At 43.9% G+C, this 15925-nt stretch carries 11 protein-coding genes; 2 read left to right on the top strand and 9 right to left on the bottom strand.

Annotated features, from left to right (window positions below; genetic code table 11):
- The first annotated feature begins 56 nt into the window (after positions 1 to 56).
- Positions 57 to 1037 carry a GlxA family transcriptional regulator gene (locus BUC07_RS08415; protein ID WP_073168337.1) on the top strand — a complete coding sequence of 327 codons (981 nt, stop codon included), beginning with the start codon at positions 57 to 59 and terminating at the stop codon, positions 1035 to 1037.
- A 2-nt stretch (positions 1038 to 1039) separates the two neighbouring features.
- Here BUC07_RS08415 and BUC07_RS08410 read toward each other — a convergent pair whose 3' ends face one another.
- From BUC07_RS08410 to BUC07_RS08395, 4 genes are all read right to left on the bottom strand, one after another.
- On the bottom strand, positions 1040 to 1588 hold the full coding sequence (locus tag BUC07_RS08410) for a DUF1697 domain-containing protein (protein ID WP_073168335.1): 549 nt from the start codon (positions 1586 to 1588) through the stop codon (positions 1040 to 1042).
- A 4-nt stretch (positions 1589 to 1592) separates the two neighbouring features.
- Positions 1593 to 1976: a nuclear transport factor 2 family protein gene (locus tag BUC07_RS08405; RefSeq protein ID WP_073168334.1), complete on the bottom strand. Its 384-nt coding sequence runs from the start codon at positions 1974 to 1976 to the stop codon at positions 1593 to 1595.
- A gap of 6 nt (positions 1977 to 1982) precedes the next feature.
- Positions 1983 to 2396 carry a VOC family protein gene (locus BUC07_RS08400; protein WP_073168332.1) on the bottom strand — a complete coding sequence of 138 codons (414 nt, stop codon included), beginning with the start codon at positions 2394 to 2396 and terminating at the stop codon, positions 1983 to 1985.
- Between the two features lie 132 nt (positions 2397 to 2528).
- Positions 2529 to 3611, bottom strand: a complete 1083-nt coding sequence (locus BUC07_RS08395) for a winged helix DNA-binding domain-containing protein (protein ID WP_073168330.1) — start codon at positions 3609 to 3611, stop codon at positions 2529 to 2531.
- A gap of 295 nt (positions 3612 to 3906) precedes the next feature.
- On the opposite strand from BUC07_RS08395, the gene BUC07_RS08390 reads away from it, so the two are divergent.
- Positions 3907 to 5934, top strand: a complete 2028-nt coding sequence (locus BUC07_RS08390) for a tetratricopeptide repeat-containing sensor histidine kinase (protein ID WP_073168328.1) — start codon at positions 3907 to 3909, stop codon at positions 5932 to 5934.
- Between the two features lie 14 nt (positions 5935 to 5948).
- On the opposite strand, the gene BUC07_RS08385 is transcribed toward BUC07_RS08390, so the two are convergent.
- From BUC07_RS08385 to alaS, 5 genes are all read right to left on the bottom strand, one after another.
- Positions 5949 to 7748, bottom strand: coding sequence for an AMP-dependent synthetase/ligase (locus tag BUC07_RS08385; RefSeq protein WP_245792671.1), 1800 nt, complete (start codon positions 7746 to 7748; stop codon positions 5949 to 5951).
- Positions 7749 to 7997: 249 nt separating this feature from the next.
- A complete protein-coding gene (gene ccsB, locus BUC07_RS08380; protein ID WP_073168327.1) occupies positions 7998 to 11063 on the bottom strand; it encodes a c-type cytochrome biogenesis protein CcsB in 3066 nt (1021 codons plus the stop codon).
- Positions 11064 to 11275: 212 nt separating this feature from the next.
- Positions 11276 to 12145 (bottom strand): aldo/keto reductase, encoded by an 870-nt coding sequence (locus tag BUC07_RS08375; RefSeq protein ID WP_073168325.1) that lies wholly within the window; start codon positions 12143 to 12145, stop codon positions 11276 to 11278.
- A 187-nt stretch (positions 12146 to 12332) separates the two neighbouring features.
- The gene (locus BUC07_RS08370) at positions 12333 to 13055 is read right to left on the bottom strand and encodes a carboxypeptidase-like regulatory domain-containing protein (RefSeq protein WP_073168323.1); all 723 of its coding nucleotides are present in this window, start codon (positions 13053 to 13055) and stop codon (positions 12333 to 12335) included.
- Positions 13056 to 13279: 224 nt separating this feature from the next.
- Positions 13280 to 15904, bottom strand: coding sequence for an alanine--tRNA ligase (alaS, locus tag BUC07_RS08365; protein ID WP_073168322.1), 2625 nt, complete (start codon positions 15902 to 15904; stop codon positions 13280 to 13282).
- Positions 15905 to 15925 lie beyond the last annotated feature (21 nt).

The following is a 15925-nucleotide window of genomic DNA, read 5'->3' as shown; positions in this document are numbered from 1 at the left end:
GACATTGTTGAAGGCAGATTGCGACAAAAAGAATGCTCAAAAAATAATATACTTTCATGAAGCACATAGTTATTCTTGCCTTAAAGCAGGTAAATGTAGGTAGCTTGGAGAATGCCAGGCAAGCTTTTCTCGAAGCCAATGAATGTTTAAAAAACGAGGACGAACCTCCTTTGTTCAATGTGGAGGTGGTGGGTATTGATTCGCCGGTTCAAACCGGCGACGGCTTGTATCACATTGAAGCAGACCGCCTGATAACCGAACCGGTAAAAGCAGATTTAATTATTATTCCGCCGTTACGCGGGGATCTTGCCGGTGGAATACAGCAAAACAGTGCCTTTTTTCCCTGGATTCGCAACCAGTATCAATTGGGTGCGCAGTTAGCCAGTTTATGTTTGGGGGCTTTTATCCTGGCAGCAACAGGGCTTTTAGACAATAAACTGTGTGTTACACACTGGCAGGCTTCGGAGGAGTTTAAAAAATTGTACCCAAAAGTTAAACTGGTCAACGACCGGATACTAACAGATGAGGCCGGAATTTACACCGGCGGCGGGGCTTTTTCGTCAGCCAACCTGGTTTTGTATCTGATTGAAAAATTTGCCGGAAGGGATGTGGCTATCTATTGCTCCAAAATCTTTCAGGTTGACTGGGGAAGGAAGTCGCAAACGCCGTTTATTATTTTTACCGGTCAAAAATCGCATGCAGATGAAGAAATAAGGCAAGCCCAGGCTTTAATAGAAGAGAGGTACCGGGACAGGTTAAGTGTGAACGAGATTATTGCCGACATTGGAATTGGCCGCCGCACTTTTGAGCGCCGGTTTAAAAAAGAAACCGGGAATACGGTGATGGAATACATTCAGCGGGTAAAAGTGGAAGCAGCCAAGCGCGAGTTGGAGAAAGGCTACAAAACGGTGAACGAGGTAATGTTTGAAGTGGGCTACCTCGACAACAAAGCGTTCAGGAATGTATTCCGTAAATATTCCGGAATGTCACCGTCGGACTACCGCCTGAAATTTGTAAAAGTGGCTGTTGGCGCATGATGTCAGTCGATTTTACCCGCAATCCGGCTTAATGTATTCCAGTTGCGGGTGGTAATATCTCCTCCGAAAAATTGTTCCAGCAGTTCCATCCCTTTTGGTGTTTTGGTAACGGAAACATCCAAAACGCTGCATACTTCTTTTCCCCGGATATTCACAATACGGAATGATTTATCTTCTGAAACCCAGGGCAGCGCTAATTTATTTTCGGGAACTTCTTTTAAAAAAGAAACGTAAAGGCGAAGATCCCGGGTTACTTCGATATCTTTAAAAGGATTGGCGGCTGTTAATGCCAATATTTCGCCGGCATTTCGCACCCGAACAGGAATGGAAAATCCGAAAACCTTTTCCAGATGAAGGGCAATGTCTGCTTCCAGCCGGCTTTCTTCTTTCGGCGGGCCGGTAAAAATAATGTTGCCGGAATTGAGGATGGTGTTTATTTTTTTAAAGCCCATTTGTTCCATTTCGGTGCGGAGTTCAGCCATAGGAACTTTGTGGTGCCCTCCCACATTAATTCCCCTCAAAAGGGCCACATAGGTTTGTTCATTTACCATTATTCTAAATTTGAATGCAATACGATTTTATCGCTTTTAATTTTCCGTTTTTGGCGGCGCTGCTAAAAATATACACATCGCAAAAATCAAAAGTCTGTCCGTTTTTCATGTGCATTATTCCATTGGCAGAAGCTATCCAGCCATGCGTTATTATATTTTCAATTTTCAACTCTGCCACTTCAACCTGTTTCAGACTTTCCAGCTCTTTTCTGAAATTTTCAATGCCTTCCAGTCGTTTCTCACCCACGCTTTCCCATGCAATGTCGTCGGTTACGTATGAAAGGATGTTTTCTACATCGCCCCGGGCAAAAGCAATATTGAATTCTTTTAGCAGATGTTTCCGCGGTGAATTGCCGCAATCCTCTTCCACAATAATTCTGGGTTCCATTTTAATTTATTTTTTGTCGAACGACAACATCCACCGAACGCCAAACCGGTCGGTGACCATCGCAAACAAAGCGCCCCAGAATTGTTCCTTCAGCTCATCAAGAATTTTCCCTCCTTCGGCTAATTGTTTGTATAGATGATTGATTTCCTCTTCCGAAGTACAATTCAGGTTAATATCTACCGAATTGCCTGGCGTTAGTTCTCCCATTCCGCACATATCGGAAGCCATAATAAAAAAATCACCGTTCTGAAGGTGTGAATGCAAAACCTGGTCGTACAGGTCTTTGGAAAATTGTTCTTTGGCAGAAGACTCTCCGATGGTCATTATCTCTAATTTTCCTCCGAAAAGTTGTCCGTAAAATTCCATGGCCTCGCGGCAGTTTCCGTCAAAATGAAAATAAGGCTGTGCTGCTTGTTTCATAATAAAATACTTTTAAGTATGAAATTAAATTAGTTCAAATTTAATCCGATAAAATTGAAATTAAAAGTTGTATTTGCGACAATGTGTAAGGTGAATTGCGACAAAAGACGGGCTTTATGGAATGATGTTGTTTTAGGGCACTGAAGGCCGGATTTCCGGTTTTTTTCCCAAAAACAAGGCAAATTGCTTTGCTGCTTCCCCTGTCTGTTCCATGACTTTTTTCGTTTGTTTTTTGAAGAATGTAGTTTCAATCACCACTTTTGCCGGTTTTACTGTTCGCTTCCAGATGCCGGCCACCTCTCCGTTTACTATGATAACCGGACGGAAAATACCGTTGTTTGATATGGCTTTTTGTTGGTCGGTCGCCGTAATCGATGCGCTCCGGTTTTTGTAGCTGATTAAAAATTCGTCGTAAGCAGGAAGGAGATGAACCGTGTTTTTTTCGTCTTTTAAAGATATGTTTTCACTGAGCCAGTATGTTTGCTGTCCGACTTCTTCTGAAATAAAATCGTTCCCGATCATTTCCAGCGCATTCCGTGCATCTTTTAACGGCAGTCCCGACCACCAGGTGAAATCTTCGAGCGTAGCCGGTCCGTGGCTTGTAAAGTAGCTCCGGGCAAGTTTTTCCAGCGCATCGTCCCGGGTTAGTTTGGGCGCTGCCGGTATCCGTTCATTCAGAAGCGCGTAGGTGTGTTGGTTCCCTTTTGTGGCGCCGCTGCAAATAAGTCCATCCAGCTCGGCGAGGAGTAGGAGGTGTGCAAACAAATTATTTTCATTCCTGAACCCCGCCGCTTCAAGCAGCGGATTTAATTCTTTGCGTGTAAGTTGTTTTCCTCCTTCCAGCGCTTCCCGGATTATTTTGTTGCTTTTTGAAATTACTTTGGCGGTCAATCCCAGTTCCTTATGCCTCGTACGCAAACCAGATTTGAGCTGGGGTGCGGTAAGTTCAGTCAGCCAAGGCAAATCGTCTGCCGTAACAAAATGCCACGTTGGCCGGAGCAGGTGGGTTCGAATAATTTCGCCCCGTTCAATGGCTTTTTCTATATCTTCCAAATCCGAATCCTGCAACCTCAATCCAATGGCCCATTTTACCATGTTGTAATCCTGCGCCTGCATGGCACCCATCCAGCTAACCAAATCTGAAGGAGATGTGAATTTACCAGCAGCAATTTGCTGATTTTCCAACCGGGTTTTAGCGATGTCTTTTTTATTCATATTATACAGGTTTAAATTCCGCTATTCATTCAGTTTCGCATAAAATTCAAATCAAACTCTGTAAATTAAAACTAACAGAAAGCATTAAAATTATGAAAGTGAATTTATTTTAAATATTTCAGGCTGAAAAACAGGCAGCATATTACTGCCATCAAATGACACCGTTTTGTCCCAGGCATAATTCCGTTAAAGGGCTATGAAATGATTAAATCAATTCGTACCTAAAAGGCATCAGGCTTATTGTAGCATTTAGAAAATTATTTACCTTAGTTCGCTGAAAAATTTTAATTGTAAAATGCCTGTAAGAAACCAGAAATTTGTTTTCCTGAGTATTTTAAATATCCTATTAAGTGTCATTTTTGCTTCCACCACTCTTGCAGCAGAAGTAAATACTGACAGCCTGATACAGGTATTGCAATCAACTAAAATTGATTCAGTAAAGGCTAATATTCTGGTTAAGCTTGCCAAAACGCAGGAACCTGCAAATAAAAATCAGGCAATTAAGTATTATCTCGAAGCTTTGGAATATGAATCTGACGAAAGCACGAAAGCATTAACCTATAATTCCATAGGCATGAACTACCTGCAGCTCGGAGAGAATTCGGAATCGCTGCAATTTTTTGAAAAATCAAAAAAAATCTACCAGGAACTAAACGATTCTTCCATGCTGGGCAGAGTTTACAATAATACGGCCGTTGCCAATTACTGGCTCGGAAACAGTAACGAGGCACTCAATTTTTACCTCAGGGCGCTGGAAATACGGAAGCCTTTAAATGACACTGCCGGCATCATCAAAATTATGAATAACATAGGTTTGATTTACCAGGACTGGGGGCTTTACAACGATGCCCTTGAATGGCATCAGGATGCGTTGTCGTATGCCCTGGAGGTTAACGCTTATTATGATTTGTCATATACTTATGCCAACATTGGAAAGTGCTACGAGAACCTGGATGCTTACACCCCTGCTTTAAAAAACTATCGGCTTGGCTATAAAAATGCTATTAAATCTGATTCACAAAACAAAAAAAATTCCTACCTCTCCGGATTTTTGGGCGGGGTTTACAGGCGTATGAACATGCCCGATTCAGCACTGTTCCACTTTCAAAAATCACTCGATTATTCTCAACGAATTGCAAATACAAACAGGATTGCCATTGCGGAGTATGAACTGGGGAAAACTTATTTCGACATAAACCAACCGGATTCAGCAAAAAAACACATCACCCGGAGCTACGCTTTGTCGATAGAAAACAATTACGTAAACTTATTAAAAGACAACCTCTTTGTTTTATCGGAATTAGCTGAAAAAGAAGGAAATACAAACGATGCCTATCAATACCTAAAAGAGGCCACTCAATTGAAAGACAGCCTGTTCAATGCTGAAAAGATTTCAAAATTTACCGATTTACAAGTAAAATATTTCAACCAGCAGCAGCAACAGGAAAACCTGATTTTAAAACAGAACAACGAGATTCAGCAAATTACCATCCGCGAGCAAAAACTCAAAATCTGGATTTTTTCGGCATTTGGAATTTTAATCCTCATCACCCTTATTTTTATTGCACGGAGCAGGATGAAACTGATGAAGCTGAGCAGAAAACTGGAAAATTCAGAAAAGAAGTTGAAGCAGGCCAATGCCGATAAGGATAAATTTTTTACCATAATTGCGCACGACTTAAAAAGCCCGTTTAACGGCTTGCTGGGATTAACCACGCTTATTTCTGAAAATTTTGACGAATTACCTCAACTGGAAATGAAAAACCTGCTGCTGGAACTAAAAAATTCGGCCGCAAACGTTTATGCCCTCGTGGAAAGATTGCTGAGTTGGTCGCAAATTCAAACGGGAAAAATCAGCTATAAAAAAGAGAAAACCGATCTCTCGAAAATTAGTACTAATGTTGAGAAACAGTTTGTCACCAGTGCTAAAAACAAGAACATCTCGCTTGAACAACAAATTGAAAAAAACACTTTTGTTATTGCCGATATAGAGTCCATTTCCACAGTGCTCAGAAATTTGGTTTCAAACGCCCTGAAATACACAAACCCCGGAGGGAATATTACAATTTCGGCGAAACAAAAAAATAATCATATTGCAGTTTCTGTTGCCGATAACGGAGTTGGAATCGACGAAGCCAAACTCGGTAAACTATTCAGCATTTCTGAAAAAATTTCGGAACCAGGCACCGGAAACGAAACAGGCACAGGGCTGGGATTAATTCTCTGCAAAGAATTTGTGGAGAAAAATGATGGAAAAATCTGGGCGGAAAGCAAACCGGGAAGAGGCAGCCGGTTTATTTTCACATTACCGGCCGCTGGTTAATTTAACGATTCATTTTAATTCTTCACCTTGGAATTTCCGTTGGCATAAATCTCATTGATAAGCTGCTGGTACTTCACTGCAACTGCATTTCTGCGCAGTTTCAATGTGGGAGAGAGTTCCCCGGTTGCAGGTGTCCACTCGTCGCAAACCAGCCTGATGCGGTTTATTTGTTCGTGGTTGCCAAGCGTTTTATTAATTTCATCAACCTCTTTTCTGATTTGAGCAAACACTTCGGGTATCTTTATCAGCTCTTTATTGTTTTCGAAATGAATTTTATGCTCAGCACACCAGTCGTGCAACAACGGGAAATTTGGAGAGACAAGCGCACTGGCATATTTCTGGTTTTCACCAATTACCATCACCTGTTCAATCAGGTTCGAGGTTTTCAACTTATTCTCAATCATTTGCGGGGCAATGTATTTCCCTCCCGACAGTTTGAAAATCTCCTTTTTGCGATCGGTAATTTTCAGGTATTTGCCCTCTTCCAAAACTCCAATATCGCCGGTATGAAACCAGCCGTTTTTATCAATTACTTCAGCTGTCATTTCGGGCGATTTGTAGTAGCCCATCATCACTCCGGGGCCTTTGCACAAAATTTCGCCATCTTTTGCAATTTTCACTTCAAACCCTTCGAGCACCGGGCCAACAGTTCCAATTTTCATTTCGCCTTTTGCCGGGTTGTTCACCGCAATCACAGGTGAGGTTTCTGTTAACCCATAACCTTCGAGGTTATACATTCCTGCCATTCCAAGTACCCGGGCAATGCGCGGCTGCAGCGCTGCCCCACCCGACACGACATAAACGATGTTTCCACCCAGGGCTTTGCGCCATTTGGAATAAATCAGCTTATCGGCAATTTTTATTTTCAGTTTCAACAGTGGACCATATTTTTTATTGTATTCAAAATGGCGTGTTAACCGCAGTGCCCAAAAATAGAGCAACTTTTTAATCCCCGATAACTCTTTGCCTTTGGCCACAAAACCATCGTAAACTTTTTCGAGCAACCGTGGCACTGAATTAAACATGTGGGGTTTAATTTCTTTTATGGCAGTTACAATCTGATTCAAATTGCCCACATAATACACTCCCATTCCTTTATACTGAAAATGATAGTTTACACTGCGCTCGTAAACATGGCATAGCGGCAGGAAACTGATAACCCGGTGCTTTTTGCCCAGGTGGTGCATTCTGGAGTGTGTCACAAAATTGGAAACCAGATTGTTTTGCGAAAGCATTACTCCTTTGGGGACACCGGTTGTCCCCGATGTATAAATTAATGTGGCAAAATCCTCGGGGAGTATCGAATTTTTAAGTTTATCAAGTTCTGCTTCAAAATCCAAACGTTTCGACTTGCCCAACTCCAGTATTTCTTCAAAATTTTTTACACCTTCCAGTTTTTCAAATGAAAAAACCAGCTTTAAATCCGGTAGTTCCTTTACAATGGGTTTTAGCTTTTTGTGCAATCTATTATTACCCACAATTAACATTTGCACCTCAGAATGTTCCAGAATATATTTATACTCCTCATCGCTAATATTTGGATACATGGGTACATGCACCACTCCTGTCATCGCCATTCCCATATCGGCAAAGTTCCACTCCGGTCGGTTGCTGGTAACCGTGGCTATTTTATCGCCTTTTTTAAACCCCAGTGCCAGCAGCCCCAATGCAAACTGATGTGATTTTTTGTAATAATCTTCGGTAGAATAGGTGTACCACTCTCCGTCTTTTTTCCCGCCAAGGGCATCTTCGCGCGGAAACTCGTGTATATAACGCTCAAGGATATCAAAAGTACGTGTAACTTTTATTGTCATTTTAACCATAAATTTGTTAAACCGGCCAAAGATAAGGGTTTTGTTTAAGGGCTTGATTCTCCCAATGCTTCGAATTAGGTATCAAGAATTATTTAGAACTATTCAAAACAACCATAACAGACAGATAACCAACACCATAAACCTAACACAATCGACCCTAAGAATGAAACAGTCAAAAATTACAGAAATTTGGAATCCATTTTCGGCAAGCAGGTATTGAACCTAATAATTAGCTATTACAAAAAAAAATCAGACTTCTTGTTCTTTCGCTTTTTCATATTTCAAATCTTTTATATAAGCCCAAATCATCAGTCCTGCCAGCATTGCAAATGAAACCGGAACGGCAGGATTTACCCCATCGGCTACTCCCTTCCCATAGGAATGCAAACCAGCGAGATAGTAATTCACCCCAAAATAGGTCATCAGCACCGAAGCGAAGCCAAGAACAGAAGCAAAGTTGTAATTGAAAACGCCTTTCAGCGACGGGATAAGCCGCATATGCACAATGAAAGAGTAAATCATAACTGTAATCAGCGACCAGGTTTCCTTGGGATCCCAACCCCAGTAACGGCCCCAGCTTTCGTTGGCCCACACACCGCCCAGAAATGTACCGATAGTGAGAAAATAAAGTCCCACAGTAGCCGACATTTCATTTATTGTGGTAAGCTGTTCGATAAACCGGTTCACTTTATTCTCGTTCGTATTTCGGCGCAGTACTATTAAAATTAGGACAAGAATTCCCAAAAAGGCGCTCAACCCCAGAAAACCATAACTGGCCGTAATAATAGAAACGTGGATGGTGAGCCAATACGATTTCAGCACCGGAACGAGCGGGGTAATTTCCGGGTTCATCCAGCTCAGGTGGGCTACAAACAGCGCTATCCCCGATAAGAAAGCGGCAGTGCCTACCACCATGGGATACTTTCGGCCAAGAAGCAACCCGGCCAGCATAACCGTCCAGGCAACGTAAATAACACTCTCGTATCCATTACTCCAGGGCGCACGTCCGGAAATGTACCAGCGAATAATAATCCCCGCAGTGTGAACTACAAAAAGAATAATTATGGCACCGTAAAATCCCTTTTTCAGGAGACCCGGCAGCGGTTTCTGCCTGAAAATATTTACAAACAGTACAAACAGCAACAAAAATCCAAACAACAAATAGTACGGAAAAATGCGCTTAAACGGGTTGACCTTATTGTAGAGGAGCTCGGCATTTCTTTTGGATTCTCCCGGGAGCAAATCGCCGCCATACTTTAGCTGAAAATTATCCACAGCATTCAATACTTCCAGCGCATCAGTAGTATTCTGCTGGCTCAGTGATTGCAACAACAGGTTAAAACCGTTTTTTATAAAAATGGAATCGCCTCCGGAATACTCTTGAGCCTCTTCGCCGGGCGAATACCATGAATCTTCACTGTTTTCGCGCGGAAAAATAGTAAACAACGAACCGCGGAATACCATAAAACAGATACTCACCCGTTCGTCAAGATAGATATATTCTTTTTCCAGCTTGTTTCGGAACGCAGCCGGTTTATTGAACGCGGCCTGCACCTGCTGCGCAATCTTGTAATTCCCCTGTTCATCGAATAGTTGCTGAATGGAAATGGTATTTCCGGAAATTCCCAGTTCCCGGGCAAGCGATTTTTCAGCCACACGCACAAACGGAAGCCGCTGCCAGATATCAGGATAGGTCATCATACTCAGCACCACTTCATCGGGCGATTTTCCGTAAAGCGACGATTTGCGGCTCACTTTCCGAACAATTTCACTGGAAAGGGTTGAAATGGGCTCAATTCGCCCGTCGATACCCTGCACCCAAAGCTCGCTGAAACGTGCTGGCACCTCATCGTCAATATCGGGAATGGATGTGCCGACACTCGATTGTGCCTGTGCGCCAAAAGCAAATCCACCTACCAGCAAAATAACTGTAGCCGCTTTTACCGAACTCTGTTTCAGTTTGCCGGCCAAAAACCTGAAATAGGAATTTTTGTTGATTAATGACAACACAAACCCCAGGGCCAGCAAAACGTAACTGATATAGGAAATCCAGGTGCCCCAGAAATCGTGATTCACCGAAAGCACCGTTCCTTTTTCATCCTGGTCGTACGACGACTGAAAAAACTTGTAGCCTTTATAAATCAATGTGTTATTCATAAAAATCCGTACATTACGCTCAACGCCCTCGTCTTCATCAATCAGGGTAACCTCCGAGGCGTAAGAAGAGGGTGATTCAGATCCGGGATAACGTTCCAACTGAAAGTCTTTTAAATGAATGCGAAACGGAAGGGTAATTTTTTCAGCGCCGTAAGCCAGTTTCAGGTTGCCGGTTCCCAGCGGAACATCAAGTGTATCGGCAGCTACACCCGAGTAGCCAAATACAGGAATTGTCTTTTTCCGGATACCATCATCAATCTCAACCATAACAGCATCTTCGTAGGTTTCTGCATCACTTTTCACAGCGGTAAAAGTGGCACTTGGATAGAAATCACGTATTAAAAACCGAAAATTATCTTTGCTGTACAAAAACATTTTTTTAACGGGAATAGTATCACCGGCGGGCAGTTCGGTCGTCTCACCACTGCTCATCGTACTTTCTTCGAGTGCTGATGAGGAAACCATGAATAATTCATCATCCTGCATAAAAAACCGGATCTCATATTTTCCCGAAGTTTCGAAACCCACATTAAATCCGGGATATTCCAGCACATCGCCTGTCGCAAAAGCAAACGACTGCATTCCCTGCTGGCTGGGTGTGGCAAACACAAAATCGATTACCGGCTCACCGTTTGCAGCAGGAACAGGTTTCCGCTCGGCGTGGGAAATGTATCCCACCGATTTCACTTTTACATCGCGTCCATCCACTTCAAATTTTGCAGAAAACTGCCGGGGTGTGAGTTCCGAAAAACGAACACCTTCCACTTCTTTCTGATCGCCCCAGCCGGCATAAAAATAGTCGTTGGTAGAAAGAATGTAATCCGAGCTGTCGTTTTCGCGAATGTGCATTGTGCCCTCGTAGCTGAGCCAGCGTGTAACAGCGGCACCCAGTAACATTACCAGAAAAGCCACGTGAAACAATCCAATAGTGAACCGGCGTTTGGTGAGCAACCGGTACCGAAACAGGTTATTGAGCAGGTTAAGGGCAAAGAGTGCCCAGAGCGCTTCAAACCAACGGGTGTTGTAAATAAGCGACCGGGCTGCCGGTGTACCATAACTGCTTTCAACAAAAGTGGCAATGGCCATTGAAAACGCCAACGTTAAAAATAAAAAAGCCATAAACGGCAGGGAAGTTATAAACTGATAAATCTTCTTCATTTTACTGGAAATTTAAGGCGCTGAAAATAATTGTTATTTGGAACAAATCAAAAAAAGAAGACCAAAACCGGACAAAAAAGTATTTTTCAAATTTACTTCAACCGATGTTCTATCTTTCTTTCACCGCCATAAGAACGGAGCTGCTTTTACAAAAAAGTAAATCCATCAAAACAGGAATATTTACTTCTGAAATTTTGATAATGCATTTGACCTCATCCCCTCACACTTGCTGCAGGTATTTTTCGGGTGAGCTCCTGGAATTCATCAATACTTTCAGAACCGATAGTAAAACTATCTAAATATTCCTGTGCCAGTGCATATTGCAGTGCCTCATCTACTTTACCGCGCAGCTGGCCACCTCCCAAAATTTTCATGCCAATAACACCTTTCCCTTTGGCTTTCATATTCTGAAGCACTTTTACCACAGTGGGTACTTCCGCATCCATGCGCACACCGGCGGGATTCATCCGGGCCAAATCCACCTGCACCCAGGGTTCGTCTGCTGCTGTTTGGAGTGCACCCAAAGAGTGGCAGGAAACGCCGTGTGCCCTGATAATTCCATCCTCGCGTGCCCTGGACAAATATTCCATTGCCCCTTTGCGGTTTTCGTTCCACCGGGGATTGGTCAACGCATGCAGCAGCACCATATCGATGTAGTCGGTACCCATTTCTTTCCTGAAACGATCGAGGTCGGCCTTCATTTCCTTTTCTGTTCTTGCATGGGTTTTGGTTAGCAGCACTACCTTCTCGCGGTCAACCGCTTTCAGCGCCTCTTTCAAATGCGGGTGCGTGCCATACTGGTCGGCCGATTCCCAGAAGAACACACCCTCATCGTAACCGGTACGTAGCAGGTTGGTCAACCCTTTCAGCCCCAGTTTTCGTTTTTGGTTCGAACTGTTTGCATACCCGTTGGTTCCTGTGCCCATTGCCAACCGCGATACTTCAATTCCGGTATCGCCGAGAATGACTTTGTCTGATGCGAATTTTTTGGTTGTGCCGGCAAATGCATGGTACGGAAATGCATCGAACAAAAGTGTTCCGGCCGCGGCAGCTCCCGCTTTAATAAAATGACGACGTTTCATAACTCCCAGATTTATTTTCTTTTGTAAACAAATTTCACAGAGGGTTGTTCGCCGGGAAGTCAGCAGTAGATTGTGACAGTTATTCAGACGATTATTTGACTATGAAGCTTTCAGCGAAAATACATTCTTTTATCGCAGTTCTTCTTTGGGTGTCGGCAGGTGTATGCAACTAAAATTATTCGCACTATCAATGTTCAGGCACTTTCCATTCAAATACTTCTGACGGAGTTCCCAAACCTTCCTCCCGTAAAGTCAACCAATCATTGTAAAATGCACATGGATAAACTTTAACGTACAACGTGTCATAATCTCCCTGGATAAGGCTGCCAAACCAGCTTGTAATCCACATTTCGTATCTTCCGCCGTGAATCAGTCGTTTCAATAAAGTTCCAAAATGGTAATAGAGGTAATTGTCCTTTGAAACATCCGGTGTATTGCTGAAAAAAACCCTCGCCCCATACTGGTGCGCCGGCTCTCCCCGGGTGTTGAACAGTTCCCCGAAAGCCAGCAGTTTATCTCCAAAATCCTGCTCAACAATACTGTCGATAGTAAGCTGAAAGTGGGGAACTTCTACCATTCTGAATTGATGCACCCACACAGAATCGCCTTTGTGGTTAACAAGTTCAGGTTGACTAATGTCTGAAATAAAGCCCTCTTTTTCGAGTGAAACATTAAAAATACCGTAAGGAAAACTGTGAAAAACGTATCTCCCGTTTTCATCGGTAATCCCCGTGTACGCTTCATTTCCGCGGGAAAGAATAATTTTGGCACCTGACTGATCAGCCAGCGGATAATCGTTTTCGTCAATCAGTTTTACCTCAACTTCAATGTCTTGCAATTCTTTTTCGCAGGCAGTTAGCAGAATGCAAACAGAAAGGAAGATGAATCTAAAAAAATGGTGTGGTTTCATAGTTGTGATTTGCAACCAAAAGCCGGTTCGTTATTTTTTAGATTGACTATTTAAAATTACTAATCTTCAAACAAATTGAGTATGATTCATATCACAAAAAACCGTTCCCTCTTTTAAGTTAAGAAGGAACGGTTCTTTCCCGGGTGTGGCGATTTCCCGCGTAGCGATCACTTCGGGACAAATCGCCAATTTATTAATATGCGAATCGGAATTCGCATCACCCATTATTGCAAAAACGACAGCGCTTTTTCGATGGCAGCCGGGATTCCCGACGGGTCTTTTCCTCCGGCAGTGGCGTAAAACGGCTGGCCGCCGCCACCACCTTTTATCTCTTTTCCTGCTTCGCGGACAATCTGCCCGGCGTTCAGTTCTTTTTCTTCCACCAATTCGTCCGAAATCATTACCGTTAAGTTAGGTTTGCCATTAATTTCGGCCCCCAACACCAAAAACAGGTTATCTGCCTCGCCTTTCAACTGGAAAGCCAAATCTTTCAGCATGCCGGCGTTGTCCACATCAACTTTTTCAGCAATAATGTTCACGCCATTTTCGAGCAGCACTTTGCTTTTCAGGTTGGCTTTTAAAATCTTCAAACGATCGCGGCCGAATGCTTCAATCTTTTTCGAAAGCTCTGTATTTTCCCGGAGCAGGTTCATCACGCTGCCCAGAATGTCTTTCGAGCCTTTCACGGTTTCGCGGATGCTGTCGAGCGTTTTCAGCTGGTCATTCACATATTTTTCGGCACGGCGCCCGGTAATGGCCTCAATGCGGCGCACCCCGGCAGCAATTGCACTCTCTGAAACAATTTTGAACAACCCGATTTGCCCGGTGGCTGCCACGTGCGTTCCGCCACACAATTCCACCGAATCGCCAAATTTAATCACACGCACCGCATCGCCGTATTTCTCACCGAACAGCATCATGGCGCCCATATTTTTGGCATCTTCCATGGGCATTTCGCGGTTTTCTTCCCGTGGCGTGTTGGCGCGGATTTTTTCATTCACAATGGCTTCCACCTTCTCGATTTCTTCCTCAGTCATTTTCTGAAAATGAGAGAAATCAAACCGCAGGTGGTCGGCATTTACCAGCGACCCTTTCTGTTCTACGTGCGTACCCAGCACTTCGCGCAAGGCAGCGTGCAACAGGTGGGTAGCGGTGTGGTTGTTGGCGGTTTCCAACCGTTTTTCGGTATTCACTACCGCCCGGAAATGACTTTCGGGATTTGCAGGCAACGCTTTGGCAAGGTGCACAATCAGGTTGTTTTCCTTCTGCGTGTCGAAAATGGTCACCTTTTCGCCGTCCGATTCGATGTAGCCGGTGTCGCCCACCTGGCCGCCCGATTCGCCGTAAAACGGCGTCTGGTCGAACACCAATTGGTAATACGATTTTTTCTTCTGCGTCACTTTCCGGTAGCGGGCAATCCGCACGTCGGCTTCGGTGGTATCGTACCCCAAAAATATTGTTTGATCGATTTTCCGTATTTCAATCCAGTCGCCGGTTTCCAGTTGCGCTGCATTCCGCGAGCGGCTTTTCTGCGCTTCCATCTCCTTTTGAAAACCTTCGGTGTCGATTTCCAGTTCGTTTTCGCGGGCTATCAGGCCGGTCAAATCCACCGGGAAGCCAAATGTATCGTACAACACAAACACATCTTTCCCCGGAATTTGTGCCTCTTTTTCTTTTTTTGATTTTGCGATGATGTCGTCCAGTAATTTTATTCCGGTGGAAAGCGTACGCAGGAACGATTCTTCTTCTTCTTTAATCACTTTTTCAATCAGTTGCTGCTGGGCGCCCAGCTCAGGAAACGATTCGCCCATTGTAATTTTCAGCGTTTCAATTAGCTTGCAGATAAACGGCTCTTTGAAACCGAGGAAAGTATAACCGTAACGCACGGCGCGCCGCAAAATCCGGCGGATGACATAACCCGCTTTGTTGTTGGACGGCAATTGACCGTCGGCAATGGCGAAAGCCACCGCCCGCAGATGGTCAGAAACCACGCGCATGGCAATATCGGTTTTCTGGTCTTCGCCGTATTTTTTGCCACTGAGTTTTTCAATCTCGCCAATTATATTCTGAAAAATATCGGTGTCGTAATTCGAAGTCACATCCTGTAACACCATGCACAGCCGCTCGAATCCCATTCCGGTGTCCACGTGTTTGCTCGGAAGCTCAACCAGGCTACCGTCGGCTTTCCGGTTAAACTGGATAAACACCAGGTTCCAGATTTCAATTACCAGCGGGTGATCTTTATTCACCAGCTCGTGGCCGGGAACTTTTGCAATCTCTGTTTCGCTGCGCAAATCCACATGAATTTCAGAACAGGGACCGCACGGACCGGTGTCGCCCATCTCCCAGAAATTATCTTTTTTGTTGCCATTTAGGATGCGATCTTTGGGCAGGTGCTTTTCCCAGTAAGATGCGGCTTCCGAATCGCGTTCAAGCTTGTCGTCGCTGCTCCCTTCAAAAACAGTAGCATACAAACGGTCACCGTTAATTCCCATGCGTTTCACCAGAAATTCCCAGGACCAGTCGATGGCTTCTTCTTTGAAATAATCGCCAAACGACCAGTTACCCAGCATTTCAAACATGGTGTGGTGGTAGGTATCGAGACCCACTTCTTCCAAATCGTTGTGCTTGCCCGAAACACGCAGGCATTTCTGGGTGTCGGCCACCCGCGGCCATTTCACCGGCTCATTGCCCAGAAACTGGTCTTTAAACTGGTTCATCCCGGCGTTGGTAAACATCAGCGTGGGATCGCCTTTTACCACCATTGGTGCCGATTGTACAATCTGGTGCTCTTTTTCTTTAAAAAAATCGAGAAATGCCTTTCGTATCTCTTTTGAAGTTCGTTTCATCCTTTTCTTTCCTGTTATTTT

The organism is Tangfeifania diversioriginum (genome assembly GCF_900141875.1).
Classification (GTDB): domain Bacteria; phylum Bacteroidota; class Bacteroidia; order Bacteroidales; family Prolixibacteraceae; genus Tangfeifania; species Tangfeifania diversioriginum.
The sequence above is the reverse complement of the archived record's forward strand: the minus strand, read 5'-3'. Positions and strand labels throughout refer to the sequence as shown.

Excerpts from the sequence above, each read along its gene's own strand:
- alaS (WP_073168322.1), bottom strand. The coding sequence starts at position 15,904 with ATGAAACGAACTTCAAAAGAGATACGAAAGGCATTTCTCGATTTTTTT.
- BUC07_RS08405 (WP_073168334.1), bottom strand. The coding sequence starts at position 1,976 with ATGGAACCCAGAATTATTGTGGAAGAGGATTGCGGCAATTCACCGCGG.
- BUC07_RS08385 (WP_245792671.1), bottom strand. The coding sequence starts at position 7,748 with ATGACAATAAAAGTTACACGTACTTTTGATATCCTTGAGCGTTATATA.
- BUC07_RS08370 (WP_073168323.1), bottom strand. The coding sequence starts at position 13,055 with ATGAAACCACACCATTTTTTTAGATTCATCTTCCTTTCTGTTTGCATT.
- BUC07_RS08390 (WP_073168328.1), top strand. The coding sequence starts at position 3,907 with ATGCCTGTAAGAAACCAGAAATTTGTTTTCCTGAGTATTTTAAATATC.
- BUC07_RS08415 (WP_073168337.1), top strand. The coding sequence starts at position 57 with ATGAAGCACATAGTTATTCTTGCCTTAAAGCAGGTAAATGTAGGTAGC.
- BUC07_RS08395 (WP_073168330.1), bottom strand. The coding sequence starts at position 3,611 with ATGAATAAAAAAGACATCGCTAAAACCCGGTTGGAAAATCAGCAAATT.
- BUC07_RS08375 (WP_073168325.1), bottom strand. The coding sequence starts at position 12,145 with ATGAAACGTCGTCATTTTATTAAAGCGGGAGCTGCCGCGGCCGGAACA.
- BUC07_RS08400 (WP_073168332.1), bottom strand. The coding sequence starts at position 2,396 with ATGAAACAAGCAGCACAGCCTTATTTTCATTTTGACGGAAACTGCCGC.
- ccsB (WP_073168327.1), bottom strand. The coding sequence starts at position 11,063 with ATGAAGAAGATTTATCAGTTTATAACTTCCCTGCCGTTTATGGCTTTT.
- BUC07_RS08410 (WP_073168335.1), bottom strand. The coding sequence starts at position 1,588 with ATGGTAAATGAACAAACCTATGTGGCCCTTTTGAGGGGAATTAATGTG.